The organism is Peribacillus sp. NPDC097264 (assembly GCF_050277925.1).
Lineage (GTDB): Bacteria > Bacillota > Bacilli > Bacillales > DSM-1321 > Peribacillus.
Genome location: NZ_JBNNSR010000001.1, coordinates 112964 through 127253 on the forward strand (window position 1 = coordinate 112964; position 14290 = coordinate 127253).

Consider the following 14290-nt stretch of genomic DNA (forward strand, 5'->3'; position numbering starts at 1 on the left):
TGCCTGATGTCCTTTCAAATTTTACTGAATGTATTCCTGGCTATCATCTGGATGTTTTTGAAAAATGAATTCAACGGAAGCACCTTCATCATTGGCTATGTTTTAGGACTTGGCATCCTGTTTATCTTCCGTCATTTTTTCACCAGCCGTTTTTATCTCAACCGAGTGTATGCCGTCATCCGGCTGTTCTTCATTTTCGCCAGGGAGCTCCTGTTATCCAATATTAGCGTACTTAAGGTCATACTTAAGCCAAGGCTCGATATGAAACCGGGTATCTTCGCATACGAGACCGTGCTTACGAAGGATTGGGAGATTACCGTCCTATCCAATTTAATCACGCTGACCCCAGGCACCCTGGTTGTGGAGGTTTCGGAAGACAATCGCATCCTTTATATCCACGCGATGGATATCGCTGATAAAGAAGAAGCCGTCGACAGCATTAAATACACATTTGAAAAAGCAATCATGGAGGTGAGCAAATAATGTTCGATCTTTTACTTAAAATCGCTTTGCTCGGTGTCTCACTATCCATGCTCGGGTTTCTATACCGGTTAATTAAAGGACCTTCTGTTCCTGACCGGGTCATTGCCCTGGATGCGATGGGCATCAACCTCATCGCTCTCGTGGCGCTCGCATCCATCGTCATGGATACGAATGCTTATTTAGAAGCCATCCTGTTGCTCGGCATCCTGTCATTTATCGGAACGGTCGCTTTCGCCAAGTTCCTTGAGAAAGGGGAGATCATCGAAAATGACCGAAATCGCTGAATTTCTTTCTGCAGGCTTTATTTTGATCGGTGTCTTTCTATTCTTGGTATCCGCCTTCGGCATTATCCGGTTGCCTGATGTTTATACACGAAATCATGCCGTATCCAAAAGTTCCACCCTCGGGATCATGTTCATCCTGATTGGGACACTCTTATACTTTTATTACAAGCACAGTCATTTCGATTTCCGTGTCGTACTAGCCATCATCTTCATCTTCATGACCAGTCCAGTAGCCGGACATTTGATCAACCGCTCCGCCTACCATTCTGGCGTTAAAATGTGGGATCAAAGTGTCCAGGATGATTTGAAGAAAAGCCGATGAAGCAAAAAAGGAGCTGCCGTTTTACCCAACGGCAGCTCCTTTTTGTTCACTCTCACTTTGGCAGGTCGATGACTGCCAGCGTACATCTGGAAACGCAGACCAGGTTTCCTTCTTCATCCCGGATCTTCACATCCCATATCATGGTCGTTCTCCCATGATGAAGGATGTTCCCTTCTGCAGTGACAAGGCCCGAACGGACACCCCTTACATGATTTGCGTTGATTTCAAGCCCGACGACCGCTTGTTTCGTGCCGTCGACCAGCTGGAAACCACCGATGCTCGCAACCGACTCGGCCAGGGCGACCGATGCGCCTCCATGCAATAGACCAAATGGCTGTTTTGTCCGTTCATCGACGGGCATGGTCGCAATGACTTTCCCATTACTCAATTCCTTCATTTCTATCCCAAGTGCGCCAATCAACGAACCTTCCACATTGATATCCATCTTAGACCCATCCCTTTCATTTTAGAATTCTATCATTAAAACCATTCTACCTTGTCTGGGTGAGTTATAACAGATATAAATGAATAACCATTCATTATTGGTGAAAAAAGAGGATGATCCGGGTACCTTCCAGTCATCCTCCATCTCATATGCATGCCTGTCTTACTTGGATATAACCTGCTTCAGCTCCGACCAGTTTGTCAGTCTTGGGATGGACTCTATCTCACGGTTATAGGAATTATCGATGGCATATACCTTCGTTTGAATGCCCACCAACGTTTCCAAAACGGCCGGTTTATCATCGAAATAATAGTCCAGCTCCAATTTCTTGATCGTTTCAATTTTTTCATGGTCTTTCATGCCACAATAAAAATGGTCGTCCTTTACAGGGAATCCATTCTCGATCATCCATTGTTTCGTCCGTTCACCATGCTCGGCTTTTCTTGCCGTAATATAAAAGATTTCATGTCCTTCGTTTTCAAGGGTCTGTAATGCTTCCACTGCCCCCTCAAACGCCGGGCACGAGGAATAATAGATTTCTTCGGCAAGGCTATTCCACATTTTTCCGCCTTCTTCTTTACTCATCTCGAACAATTCATGAATCTCCAAGGTTTTCAAGGCTTTGAATTTTGTTAACTCTACATTTTTATTGAGCTTTTCATTATATAACTGGAATGCATATTCCCTTAAATTAATCAAAGTATCATCTATATCAAAACCGAATCTCATCTTCTTCACTCTCCATTTAAACATACGCGGTAAACAAGGATTCAAAAGATTTCTCCATGTCCACCTGCAAGGCCTGTAGCTTTTCAATATAAGCTCTTCTTTTTGGCTCCGCCCTTTTGAGCCCCGTTAATCCGCTATCTCCCAGAAGGATGTGTTCATAAATTTGTTGGGCCACTAGTTCAGCGTCACCAAGGGCACAATTGAGTCCGAAAGCACCAGTGGGGGTCATGGTATGGGCCGCGTCCCCCACTAGCAGAACACCATCTTTGGTCCACGTTTCACATGAGCAACTATGAACGTCCAATAAAATGAAGTCCTGCCAGGATTGGATATTTTTACGGACCACACTCCGTAACTCTGGGAAATTCATGATCAACTTTTCAATAAAAGGTTCAAAAGGCTGTTTCCGAAGCTGAGGGTACGAACCATGTTCTATATTCCATCCGATTTGGATGAAACCACCCGCCTGAGTGAAGAGTGCCAACTGGGAACCATTGACCAATGCATTCTTGATCGATGGCTTCCATCCGTAAGGGGCCGGTATTTTAGCCCAGAGTAAATCATAGCCGTGGTTCTTGACCTCAACCGGGATTTTCGCTTTTTTCCGGACCGTTGAAAACCTTCCATCCGCCCCGACAATCAATCGGCTTTGAATGGTGAATTCACTCCCATCCTTAACGGCTTTCACTCCACAGAACCGCCCCTCTTTGTCCTGGACGAGATCTGTCACCCTCGTGTTCAGCATCAAGTGGAAGGAATCTAACTTTTCAGCTTCATCCAAGATCACCTTCAACAGATGCTTCTGCGGAACATGAATGCCCAGATTATCTTGATGGGCGTCCGGATAAATCTCTTTTACCAGTCGCCCCTCCTGCCAATATTCAATCTGTTCCATTCTAAGCAGGCCCAGATTCTCCACTTTCGCAAATAAGCCAAGCTTTTTAAGGATGCTCTCCCCTTCATCGTTTAAGAATTCCCCTCGAAATTCCTGTGCGACTGCCTGATTTCGCTCAAGGAGGATGACCGAAATGTTCTGTTTGGCCAATAAATAGGCTAAAAGCGCCCCTCCAGGTCCTGAACCGACAATGCAAACATCCGTTTTACCCATCATGCTTCTCACCTGTTGTCTATTTTATTTTGGATAAGCCGTTATGCGGATGTCTTCTCCAAACGTATCAACATGAGAGATGGAAACATCCAAGGCTTCATCCATTTGATCTACATCGTCCCCTGAAAAAGGAGTAAGTGAGTTTCTTCCACCCAATAGTTTAGGAGCTACATAGATTAGATATTTATCGATGAGTCCTGCCCTTAAGAATGAAGCATTTACCTCGCTTCCGCCTTCAAGCAAGACATCCGTTATCCCCTTTTTATATAGTTCGGCCATCAGGATCTCCAAATCCAACCCTGCTTCTGTTTTGGGGACCATGATGAATTCGACTCCTCTTTCGCTTAGGGAGGCGATTTTTTCCAACGAGGCATTTTCATGCGTGACAATGACCGTTCTCGCTTCTTCTACCTGTAAGACATGGGAATCTAGAGGTACGCGGAGTTCACTATCCAAAATGATGCGGACCGGATTTTTTCCCCCGCCTTCAGGAAGCCGGGTCGTCAAGGATGGATTATCGGCCAGGACCGTTCCGATGCCGACTAAAATTGCATCGACCTCATTACGTAGCAAGTGGACCGAGTGACGGGATTCTTCCCCTGTAATCCATTTCGAATGTCCAGTGTGGGTCGCCAGCTTCCCATCGAGCGTCATCGCAAATTTGGACAGGACAAAAGGCCGCCCTGTCGTCATATTATGGATAAAGCGTTCATTCAGCCTTCGTGCTTCTTTTTCCAAAATGCCCACTTCCACTTCAATGCCTGCCTCTTTAAGAAGCGCGATTCCTCTCCCTGCAACTTCCGGGTTGGGATCTTCCATGGCCACTACGACCCGTTTAATTCCCGATTCCTTCACCAAGTTCGCACATGGTGGTGTTTTCCCATAATGGGAACAAGGTTCAAGCGTCACATATAAAGTTCCACCTTTGGCATACTCTCCCGCCATTTTGAATGCATGGACCTCGGCATGCGGTTCACCGGCTTTGCGGTGAATCCCTGTTCCGGCAATCACGCCGTCTTTCACAATAACAGCCCCGACGATGGGGTTCGGGTTCGTCTTCCCTTTAGCACTGCCCGCTAGGTCCAAAGCCAGTTTCATGTAATATTGATCATTATTCATCATCACAGCTCCCCTTCACACAATTACAGTGGGATCCTCTAGTGGGATATGCCCGGATTTCTTGATTTTTGTATCCAGATAGAAACTATTCGTTTCAGTCAAACCACCCCAAAGCGGGATATGATTCTTCGCCGTCAAGCCATGCTCCTTAAGCGCTGCCAGCTTTTTAGGATTATTCGTAATCAGCGTTACGGGTTTATGACGCAGAGCTTTCAACACCGTGATCGCTCCTTCATAAGATCTTGTATCATCTTCGAATCCCAAAGCATGGTTCGCTTCAACGGTGTCAAATCCTTCTTGCTGAAGCAAGTAAGCCAATGATTTTGTAAATAAGCCAATACCTCTTCCCTCATGATCCGCAAGGTAAAAAATGGCGCCGGTTCCGGCGTCGGCAATCATCCTCATCGATTGGTGAAGCTGGTATCCGCAATCACAACGTTGACTGCCGAATATATCCCCCGTATGGCAGATACTGTGCATACGGACGAGTGCATCCTCCGCTTTCTCGAAATCACCATACACCAATACCGAAGATTGCTGGCCAAAAGCCAAGTTGGCAGTCGAAAGCGATTCGAGCACTGCTTCTTCAACATTATCCTCGCCATCAAGCTGAAGCCAGGTGTACCATTGGAAGACAGCCGAAAAGTCACCTTGCTTAACAGGGAGATTCACGGGACCGACCAGGCATAGATCATCTTTACCCGGTGTTTTCAGGATGTTCATTTTATCTATTAAAAGGTCTTTTATTTGCTTTGTTATTTTCATAGTAAAATCACCTATTTTTTAGTTTTATATAGTACGGTCTTGCTACTTACTTAAGGTAAGCAAGTATTTTAAGTATACTACCAAGTGAGGATTTTTACAAATAATAGTGTACACTTCTTTCTATTTTCCAAGTAAGAAAAACGGCTTTCTAAAACACTATCATAATCTTCTACATCCACTCATATTTTAACCTATATAATAAACCTGTCTATGGAAAGACATAGGAAAGGGAGGCAAACCTTTGGCTGATATCCCTTATTTTTTTTTCGACCAAGATTTTTTCCAGAGAAACCGTGATTGGGGAATGCCTTATCGCAATCAGGTAGATCCGCTGCTTCGCCCTTTCTCCGCCGGAAACCCCGACCTCTTGATTCAATCGGCTAAATCTTCGCAATCGTTAATGGATGATGCAAAAAAAGTAGTGGATATGATTGCCTCGTCCAAACCATTTTCGACACGGCTCATGTCCGCCGCCCAAGAATCGAAAACGGCTGCCGTCACCGACATGATCAAAAAGACAGGTATTAAAAACGAACCAGATATCAAGTACAATCCCGATGGCATCCGTTTTGATTTTTATCCGAAAAAAGGAGAGATAAATTGCCATGTCATCATCAGTTTGAAGTGGAGCAACATATGAAAAAACCGAAGCCTCTTTCCGGCTTCGGCATCGATCCTAGTTCTTGCCCGGATTGAATGTTTCCACAAGAAGGGCAAGGGTACGGGTCATGACTCCAGTCGCCCCGGCCGTACCCAGTTCATTTGCGCTCGCTGTCGTGGATGTTCCCGCAATATCGAGATGGACCCATGGGGTCGATTCGGCAAATTCACCGACAAAGGCACCACCCATGATGGCATGCCCGGCTCCTCCCGGCGAATTATTCAAATCCGCAATCTTACTATTACGCACACGCTCTTTATCCTTTTCGGTAATCGGCAGGCGCCACATTGGCTCACCGGCTTCCTCAGAGGCCTTTTGAACTTGTTCATAGAATTCCACGTTATTGGTCATGGCACCTGTCATATCATTGCCCAAGGCCGTTATAACACCACCCGTTAAGGTGGCAACATCGACAAGGTATTCCGCACCATGGTGTTTCGCATATGTCACGGCATCCGCCAATACAAGCCGTCCCTCGGCATCCGTATTCAGCACCTCGATGGTTTTACCACTCATGGCGGTAATCACATCATCCGGTTTAAATGCATTTCCACTGATCATGTTATCGGTAGAAGGAATGACGGCAACGACATTTTGATCCGGGCCCAATTCCCCGATGATTTCCATCGCACCCAAGACGGCCGCTGCACCGCCCATATCCGTTTTCATTCCAACGATTCCAGCCTTCGTTTTTAATGAGTAACCTCCTGTATCGAAGGTAATTCCTTTTCCGACCAACCCGATTACATCCGTCCATTCTTCTTTTCCCTGATATTTGAGGGTGATCATTTTCGGTGGTTCGACCGATCCTTGATTGACCGCTAGAAGAGCACCCATTCCAAGCTTGAGCATGTCTTCCTTCTCGAGGATTTCAACCTCGAATCCATACCGGTCCCCCAATTCCATGGAATAGTTCGCTAAATCCGTGGAAGTCAGTAAGTTCCCAGGTGTATTAACTAGCGTCCTCGCTGAATTCGTCGCTTTCCCAAACACACGGCCGACATGTAGGGCCGCTCCCACTTCATCCGTTTGGCACTCACTATAAACCGTGATGGCTTCCAAACTTTTTTCTATCTGGTTCGATTTCTGTTTATACCCGGCAAATTTATAGCCTGCCAGCTCAAATGCCTCGGAGAATGCATGCGCCGCATCCAGTGCGTCCAACTGTTCAGTCGTGAAGGTGTCCAAAGCGATGCTGATTGTCGTAAGCCTTGATTCAGCCACCACTTTGCGGGCCTTCCCTAAAGCTTCCCTTAAAGTCTCGAAAGATAGTTCTTTTTCTTTCCCTAGACCGACAAAAATCAGCCTCTTTACGCCTAGTTTTCCTAAAGTATGTATTTTAGTGATGGACTTCTTCTTGGAAGAGATATCACCATCCTTCACCAATTGTGTAAGATGTCCCGATAATTTCTCATCCGCTTCCTGCCCAATCCCCGTGAATTTAATCGGCCGATCAAACACACCCATTAACAGGCATTCTTCCGTAACATCTAAGTTTAATGTATGTTTCACTGTAAACATTCTGATACGCCTCCATTCGAATACTCCTATTATAACCAAATTCCCCGAAATTTCCGAATTCAATGCACAAAGTGGATTTGAAATGCCCGCTTCATTCATTTAAACAAGATGATCCATTCGATTTCACTTAACCAATTTGTACATCAGGATATCATCGACATATTCATTTTCACTCATTTTAAATTCTTTAACCTTACGACCTTCTTCAATGAACCCCATTTTCTTGTACAAAGTAATAGCACCGTGATTTGATGCGAAAACGCCTAAACTCACTTTTTCGATGAAGGGATTGCTCTCTGCCCAATCCAATAATGCCTGTAGTAGCATACTTCCAATCCTCATTTCTCTATAACCCTTTCTTATCATCATGCCAAAGGTGCCTGTATGGGACAATCGCATTCTATTTTTGGCCATTTCGAATACTATCCAACCAACGACTTCTCCCTCACTTTCAGCTACCAGTAATGTTTCTCTTTCATGATCCAATATGCTCTGAACCCATTCGCTTTGTTGGGAAGATGTTTTATTGAACTCTGTGGATAACGCGATTAGGAATTCACCTTCTGACACAACGGATTTCTGGATGTCTAAAATCGCCTCGGAGTCTTCCAGTTTTCCAGGACGAACCATGTAACTAACCGGGTCTTTTGAAATAGACAATACTATCTCCTCCTTATAAAACATATGATTACTATTCATATTCTTTATCGACCTACCTAGACCTTCTAAAGAATCGCCTCTTCTTTCTAAATCTTAGCTCTATTTCACCTGCCTAGTAAGGAAGTAGTTTAGAAAGCCGCCCTTTAGAGAAAGAGTATAAGAAAGATCATATTTATTTCCAATAAGCAGGGAATCGATAGGATATGATGGAAAGTATTAGTAAGGATGAATATTTTCCCGTCTCACCGTTACTTTATAAATGGAAAGAAGGCTGAAACTTTTGGAATTTTTTTTAAACTTCCCTTTAATTGCCGCTTTAATCGCCATTTTCTTTGCCCAATTCATTAAAGTCCCGATTCATTTCATCGCCTTTCGTAAATGGGATTGGTCGTTGATCAACTCAACGGGCGGTATGCCAAGTTCACATTCAGCCGCCGTGACTGCACTTACCGTAGCAGTGGGGATTGAAACGGGCATGGACTCACCCATCTTTGCCGTTGCGACACTTTTTGCCATCATCACGATGTTTGATGCAACGGGTGTTAGGAGGCAGGCAGGGGAACAGGCTGCCGTCCTGAATCAGCTTGTCACAGATTTCAATTTATTTGTCGAACAAGCGAAGAATTGGCAGAAGAAAGAGGAGAAGCAGAAGCAGCAGCAATTGAAGGAATTATTGGGCCATAAACCGATTGAAGTCTTTTTCGGAGCATTGACTGGAGTATTCATCGCACTTGTTCTTCACTTTTTAATCTTTCAAGGGTAGGTGACTTATAAATGAAATTAATCTCTCTTTGCCCAAGTAATACCGAACTCTGTACATATCTCGGAATCGAAGACCAGTTGATTGCCATCGATGACTATTCGGATTGGCCCGACTCCATACAGCATCTGCCTAAAGTCGGTCCAGATCTGTCCATTAACATCGATCTCGTGGAATCATTAAAACCTGATTTGGTTCTTGCTTCCCTCAGCGTACCTGGTATGGAAAAAAACATCGAGGCACTCAAAAAACGAAAGATTCCTTATATCATCTTTAATCCGCAATCGCTTGAAGATATCGCCCAGGATTTACTGACCCTTGGGGAAGCCGTTCAGGTACAGGAAAAGGCCGCGTTGCAGGCGGACAAATTCCGTTCCACCATCCGGCAATATAAGATGGTAGCGGACAGCATCGACCATCCCCCTTCCCTCTACTGGGAATGGTGGCCCAATCCCCTTTTCTCACCTGGCGGGGTCAATTGGTTAACGGAAATCAGCCGTCTGGCTGGAGGGTATAACCTCTTTGAAGAAGTAGACATGGCAAGCATTCAAGTGCCATCGGAAGAAGTCCTAGAAAAGGACCCGGACCACATTTGTTTAGCATGGGTCGGCGTCCCGTTACATAAGGTCAACCCTGAATTAATCAAGAAACGGAAGCGCTGGTCGGAAATGAAAGCCGTCCAAAACCATGCGATTCATATCATGGAAGAACCCTTATTCTGCCGGCCGTCCCCCAGATTGCTGGATGGACTATCCAAACTGGCTAGGACGCTTCATCCCGAAGCCTACCTCCACATCCCTACAGATTGAACGGCAAAAAAGCCGGCTCTACATTGAGTCGGCTTTTTTGCGAGCATTCATGTATTTAAAACACAAAGGAAGACATGCTTGTATGGACCGCTTTTTCGGCGATCGTATGTTTGAAGACCTGCCTCACTTTCATTTCATTCAACTCATATAACTGTTCCTCTGAAAAACGCCCGTTTCCTTTTTGTACAAGATAGACCTCCAGGGTTTTCTTTCCCCACTTCTCATATACATCTTGCACCGTGTCGTAATACAGGTCAAGGTGGTTCCCTTTAATCGCCCCACCCTTATCGGCTACCACCCCAAAACCATAATCAGGGATCCAAAGGATGGTACCTAGCGGAAACACGGATAGATCAGCAGCAATGGTCGAAAACATATCCCGCTTCACCTTCACCCCAGAATAGGTAATGCCATAAGACGGGCTATCCGGATATTTACCGGTGGATTCATAGCCTGCTGTATATCCCGTTGCCAACACCTTATGTTTTGGATACTTCGAAAGCTCTATAGCCTCTTCTATCGTTGGCGGTCCCCCACTTTTTTTCGTGGACGATGCTATAAAGGTCGCTTTATGGTGCCCACGATGAAAGGCTTTGTATTCCAGCTCGAATACCGTATTTTTCCTAATCGTTTCTTCCAAAGGATGGACTTCGGGCTCGGCTCCAAAAACATGATGAACGGTTGATTCAATAGCCAAGAAAAACAATAGGATGATGGCAACCCGCAAAAATAATGTCCGTATGATTTTCATATGTATGTCATTCCACTCCTCTCACAAGGATATTTGTTCCCTAACATGAGGAAAAGTATTCATATAGACCCAAAAATGACTACATATCACTAGAAAAACAAAAAAAAGGACCACCACTAAATGGAAGCCCCACCTATTTAAAACATTTGGTATCCCTTATTCCTCAATATCTTAATCGTGATTCCAGCCCCTATTGCACCAATTAATCCACTTGATAAAATCATCAGATCCGCCGCATGCAAGGATGCTAGGCTCGTCCCAAGTTCGGAAAACGTGTCACTGGGTTGTCTGAAATATTCAATCAACTTGGCTTTATTCACTATGACAAGGAAAACGATAGGAAAAAGGACGACCATGATCCATGATGATCGAAAAAGCATGTTAAGTAAAAAGCCTATCCCGAAAAACAATACAAAGAATAAAAGTATTGAGATGACCAATACCGGTAATGGCATAATCTTCTAGACCTCCTTAAAAGAACCACTTTTAGTTTACAGAATACATAATTGGTTCGTCAACGACATAATACCAATTAATCCCTTGTGATGCATCATTGTCTTACATAAATAATTTATAAGAGGTATATCCGAAATGATTCCCTGGATTGACTCCGTCGAGCATCGTCTGCATTCTTTCCTTTTTAAAGGATAAAAGATGATTCAATAACACAGACTGCTTGCCTTCCGCAATGAGGGCTTCCGGATCATAGAACTTAGCTTCATATAGCTCGTCCATTTGAGCCGATACATCAAAACTAAGCGGCTTAAGTAAAAACACCAACATATTATCACTTATTTCCCCTTTGATGACTCCACTCCTGACGCCTACCATCCCTTCAATTTCCGTATGAATCCCCGTCTCCTCCAGCACTTCTCTAATGACTGCCTCATCCACCGTTTCATCATTTCGAACGAAGCCAGCAGGGAGGGACCATTGACCTTCCAATCCTCCATACCGTTTATTAACGACAAGCCATTCGCCTTTATCGGAAATCACGAGACCCGATACAGCCAACCAGACATTTTTGCAGCGTTCCAATCATTTCACTCCTCATTTCTCTCAATATTTGTATTATAAACCTTTTTTTTCAGTCATACACAATAGAAAAAAGCCATCCCGGAAATTTCTTGAATGGCTCATACCTTTATTATGAAATTACAGGATGTTGAATTTACCCTTTTTCGCAACCAAATAAGGGCCGCCTATCAATAATAACGCTCTATTATCCACCATTTTCTTCATGAACGAGGCCGTTTTCCCCGTCACTTTCTTACCAAAAACAACCCCGATTGCATCATGCTCACCAAGTGAACATACCGTCCCTTTGTTTTCGAACGTAAAGGTATCTAGGTCGGTTTGGTTGCGGACCAACTTGGTAATGTTCTTCGCAATGACTTCTCCTTGCTGCATGGCAATCTGTGCGGTAGGGGGATATGGCCGGTTTATTTCTTCATTGATGATCAATGAACAGTCACCCACGATGAAGATATCATCATGACCTGGTGCCCGCATATCGAGGTTCACTTTTATGCGACCACGCATTGCATCGAATCCCGAAGCTTCAATGACGGAATTCCCACGGACTCCAGCTGCCCAAACAACGGTCCCTGCCTTGATCTCCTCGGTTTCCTCTTCACCAATTGCCACGATGATTCCTTCAGGGGTAGCTCCCTTGATAGGCGTGCCAATCTTGAATTCCACTCCTTTTTTTTGAAGATATGCAACGGCATAATCCACTAATTCGGGATCGAAACCAGGAAGTACCGCCGGTGCAGCTTCTACACAGTACATGCGGACTTTCTGAGGGTCAATATCATATTCCTTACACAGCACAGGAACACGATTGGCTAACTCCCCAAGGAATTCAATGCCCGTAAACCCAGCTCCACCGACTACGATGGTCAAGCGATTTTCGTCTTTTTCCATTTCCGAGCTATATGTGGCAAATTGCAATTGGATATGATCCCGTATTTTCCGGGCCGAGTTTAAATTGGAAATGGAGAAGGCATATTCCTTTAATCCTGGAATGCCGAATGTTTCTGATTCTGGGCCAAGCCCGACCACTAAGATGTCATACGAAACTTCGCCATTTTCTAGAATGACTTTTTTCTGTTCGGTCTTGATTTCTAAAACGGAGTCTTGAACGAACCTCACTTTACTTTTGTTGATGACATTCTTGATGGGATAGCGCACACGATCATGATGAAGGGTTCCGGCAGACGCCTCATGCAACCAGGTTGTTTCATAATGATAATCATTTTTATTCACTAAGATGATTTCCGCTTCATTTTGTCCCAATGCTTTTTGTAATCGAGTTACGGTCATCAAACCGCCATAACCTGCTCCCAAAATAACGATAGTTGGTTTTTTCAAGTAATCTTCCACCTTTACAGTATTTTTCTTTATCCCGCTTTCCATCTCAATTTCTATGCGATATCCTTAATTTCCATTAAAGAAGGCAATCCTATTCATATGTGATGCCTTTCACTAATTAAAGTTCACGAACGAACCAACAAATTCCATATAATTGAATATTATTCCATTCCCTCTCATTTTTCAAGGAAACCGATTTCCCCTTGATTAATGGAAAATCCGTCTACTTGATGCCGTAACTTTTCATTTCGATGATTAGTATGCCTGATTGCTCGCACGAACTTTCTCATTTTTCAAAAAATTTATCCATCTTCTTTAACTTCAACTATGTTAAAATGAAGAAAGAATTTCAACAAACCTAGTATATCGGAGGGATAGCGTTGGAAGTAAATGAAAAAGTATATGATATTACCATCATTGGTGGTGGACCTGTAGGCTTATTTACCGCATTCTATGGTGGTATGAGACAGGCATCAGTCAAAATCATTGAAAGCCTCCCACAATTGGGTGGACAATTATCCGCTCTTTATCCTGAAAAATACATCTATGATATCGCAGGTTTTCCTAAAGTGCTGGCTCAGGAATTAGTCAATAATTTGAAAGAGCAAATGGCGAAATTCGAACAAACCGTCGTCTTGGAACAATCCGTTCAAGAAGTGGAGAAACAGGCCGATGGCGTCTTCATGTTAACCACGGATAAAGAAGTACATTATTCCAAAACAATTATAATCACTGCCGGAAACGGGGCTTTCCAACCTCGACGCATCGAAATCGAGAATGCTAAACAATATGAGGGTACGAACCTTCATTATTTCATTGATGACCTTAACCGTTTTGCAGGGAAAAAAGTGGTGGTCTTCGGAGGCGGCGATTCCGCAGTGGACTGGGCACTCATGTTAGAGCCTATCGCTGAAAAGGTGAGCATTGTCCATAGAAGGGATAAATTCCGCGCTCACGAACATAGTGTCGAAAATCTAAAAAATTCTAAAGTAGAAATTAAAACCCCTTACATACCTGCAGATTTAATTGGTACGGAAGATCGAATTCAAACAGTCGTCCTTAAGGATACGAATGGAGAAGAAACCGAAACATTGGATGTTGATGCAGTCATCGTCAACTACGGCTTTATCTCCTCTCTTGGTCCCATCAAAGAATGGGGGCTCGATATTCAGAAAAACAACATCTTAGTCAACTCCAGAATGGAAACGAACATCCCCGGAATCTACGCGGCTGGTGACATCGCAACCTACGATGGCAAAGTCAAATTAATTGCCAGCGGCTTTGGCGAAGCCCCTACTGCCGTCAATCATGCGAAGCAATACATTGACCCAAAAGCAAAAGTGCAGCCCATGCACAGCTCTTCCATGTTTTAGCATCCTATCGCTCATTTCACTTTTAACCGGCTCTGAATTGAGCTGGTTTTTTTATTTGTTTTATTAACTTGTGGATAACTTCCGGGAAAGCAGTTATCCACAATGTGTTCTAGATGTTTTCGGACTC

18 protein-coding genes are annotated in these 14290 nt (G+C 44.1%); 7 read left to right on the forward strand and 11 right to left on the reverse strand.

Annotated features, from left to right (window positions below):
- Positions 1–6 precede the first annotated feature (6 nt).
- From ACQKL0_RS00560 to mnhG, 3 genes are read left to right on the forward strand one after another with little or no spacing between them, the layout of a single operon-like run.
- Positions 7–483, forward strand: coding sequence for a Na+/H+ antiporter subunit E (locus ACQKL0_RS00560; RefSeq protein ID WP_402871061.1), 477 nt, complete (start codon positions 7–9; stop codon positions 481–483).
- Positions 484–530: 47 nt separating this feature from the next.
- Complete coding sequence (locus ACQKL0_RS00565) at positions 531–767, forward strand: Na(+)/H(+) antiporter subunit F1 (RefSeq protein ID WP_402871344.1); 237 nt, start codon at positions 531–533, stop codon at positions 765–767.
- Positions 751–1089 carry a monovalent cation/H(+) antiporter subunit G gene (gene mnhG, locus ACQKL0_RS00570; RefSeq protein ID WP_403125165.1) on the forward strand — a complete coding sequence of 113 codons (339 nt, stop codon included), beginning with the start codon at positions 751–753 and terminating at the stop codon, positions 1087–1089. The genes ACQKL0_RS00565 and mnhG overlap by 17 nt, the downstream gene beginning before the upstream one ends.
- Before the next feature lie 52 nt (positions 1090–1141).
- Here mnhG and ACQKL0_RS00575 read toward each other — a convergent pair whose 3' ends face one another.
- From ACQKL0_RS00575 to ACQKL0_RS00595, 5 genes are all read right to left on the reverse strand, one after another.
- On the reverse strand, positions 1142–1534 hold the full coding sequence (locus ACQKL0_RS00575; RefSeq protein ID WP_402871057.1) for a hotdog fold thioesterase: 393 nt from the start codon (positions 1532–1534) through the stop codon (positions 1142–1144).
- 162 nt (positions 1535–1696) lie between these two features.
- Positions 1697–2263 carry a 5' nucleotidase, NT5C type gene (locus ACQKL0_RS00580; RefSeq protein ID WP_402871341.1) on the reverse strand — a complete coding sequence of 189 codons (567 nt, stop codon included), beginning with the start codon at positions 2261–2263 and terminating at the stop codon, positions 1697–1699.
- 16 nt (positions 2264–2279) lie between these two features.
- Positions 2280–3374, reverse strand: a complete 1095-nt coding sequence (locus ACQKL0_RS00585; protein ID WP_427685687.1) for an FAD-dependent monooxygenase — start codon at positions 3372–3374, stop codon at positions 2280–2282.
- A 21-nt stretch (positions 3375–3395) separates the two neighbouring features.
- Positions 3396–4490: a bifunctional diaminohydroxyphosphoribosylaminopyrimidine deaminase/5-amino-6-(5-phosphoribosylamino)uracil reductase RibD gene (gene ribD / locus ACQKL0_RS00590; RefSeq protein ID WP_402989990.1), complete on the reverse strand. Its 1095-nt coding sequence runs from the start codon at positions 4488–4490 to the stop codon at positions 3396–3398.
- Positions 4491–4505: 15 nt separating this feature from the next.
- Positions 4506–5255 carry a GTP cyclohydrolase II gene (locus ACQKL0_RS00595; RefSeq protein ID WP_402954312.1) on the reverse strand — a complete coding sequence of 250 codons (750 nt, stop codon included), beginning with the start codon at positions 5253–5255 and terminating at the stop codon, positions 4506–4508.
- 241 nt (positions 5256–5496) lie between these two features.
- Here ACQKL0_RS00595 and ACQKL0_RS00600 point away from each other — a divergent pair, with 241 nt between their 5' ends.
- A complete protein-coding gene (locus ACQKL0_RS00600) occupies positions 5497–5895 on the forward strand; it encodes a hypothetical protein (protein WP_402871049.1) in 399 nt (132 codons plus the stop codon).
- 36 nt (positions 5896–5931) lie between these two features.
- Here the strand turns inward: ACQKL0_RS00600 and ACQKL0_RS00605 are convergent, their stop codons facing one another.
- Together ACQKL0_RS00605 and ACQKL0_RS00610 are read right to left on the reverse strand one after the other, a co-directional pair.
- On the reverse strand, positions 5932–7437 hold the full coding sequence (locus ACQKL0_RS00605) for a leucyl aminopeptidase (protein ID WP_427591393.1): 1506 nt from the start codon (positions 7435–7437) through the stop codon (positions 5932–5934).
- Between the two features lie 123 nt (positions 7438–7560).
- Entirely contained in the window at positions 7561–8097 is a 537-nt protein-coding gene (locus tag ACQKL0_RS00610) for an N-acetyltransferase family protein (RefSeq protein WP_427685689.1), read from the reverse strand.
- A 280-nt stretch (positions 8098–8377) separates the two neighbouring features.
- On the opposite strand from ACQKL0_RS00610, the gene ACQKL0_RS00615 reads away from it, so the two are divergent.
- Both ACQKL0_RS00615 and ACQKL0_RS00620 read left to right on the forward strand, forming a co-directional pair.
- The gene (locus ACQKL0_RS00615; RefSeq protein WP_402871041.1) at positions 8378–8860 is read left to right on the forward strand and encodes a divergent PAP2 family protein; all 483 of its coding nucleotides are present in this window, start codon (positions 8378–8380) and stop codon (positions 8858–8860) included.
- Positions 8861–8871: 11 nt separating this feature from the next.
- Complete coding sequence (locus tag ACQKL0_RS00620) at positions 8872–9666, forward strand: cobalamin-binding protein (protein ID WP_402871038.1); 795 nt, start codon at positions 8872–8874, stop codon at positions 9664–9666.
- A gap of 55 nt (positions 9667–9721) precedes the next feature.
- Here ACQKL0_RS00620 and ACQKL0_RS00625 read toward each other — a convergent pair whose 3' ends face one another.
- The 4 genes from ACQKL0_RS00625 to ACQKL0_RS00640 all read right to left on the reverse strand — a co-directional run bounded on the left by ACQKL0_RS00625 (position 9722) and on the right by ACQKL0_RS00640 (position 12790).
- On the reverse strand, positions 9722–10417 hold the full coding sequence (locus ACQKL0_RS00625) for a 3D domain-containing protein (RefSeq protein WP_402871035.1): 696 nt from the start codon (positions 10415–10417) through the stop codon (positions 9722–9724).
- Positions 10418–10554: 137 nt separating this feature from the next.
- Complete coding sequence (locus ACQKL0_RS00630; protein WP_402871034.1) at positions 10555–10872, reverse strand: YuiB family protein; 318 nt, start codon at positions 10870–10872, stop codon at positions 10555–10557.
- A 103-nt stretch (positions 10873–10975) separates the two neighbouring features.
- A complete protein-coding gene (locus ACQKL0_RS00635) occupies positions 10976–11455 on the reverse strand; it encodes an NUDIX domain-containing protein (RefSeq protein ID WP_402871032.1) in 480 nt (159 codons plus the stop codon).
- A 117-nt stretch (positions 11456–11572) separates the two neighbouring features.
- Entirely contained in the window at positions 11573–12790 is a 1218-nt protein-coding gene (locus ACQKL0_RS00640; RefSeq protein ID WP_427685691.1) for an NAD(P)/FAD-dependent oxidoreductase, read from the reverse strand.
- A 380-nt stretch (positions 12791–13170) separates the two neighbouring features.
- Between ACQKL0_RS00640 and ACQKL0_RS00645 the strand changes: the two genes are divergently transcribed.
- Entirely contained in the window at positions 13171–14163 is a 993-nt protein-coding gene (locus ACQKL0_RS00645) for an NAD(P)/FAD-dependent oxidoreductase (protein ID WP_402871026.1), read from the forward strand.
- The last annotated feature ends 127 nt before the right edge of the window (positions 14164–14290 follow it).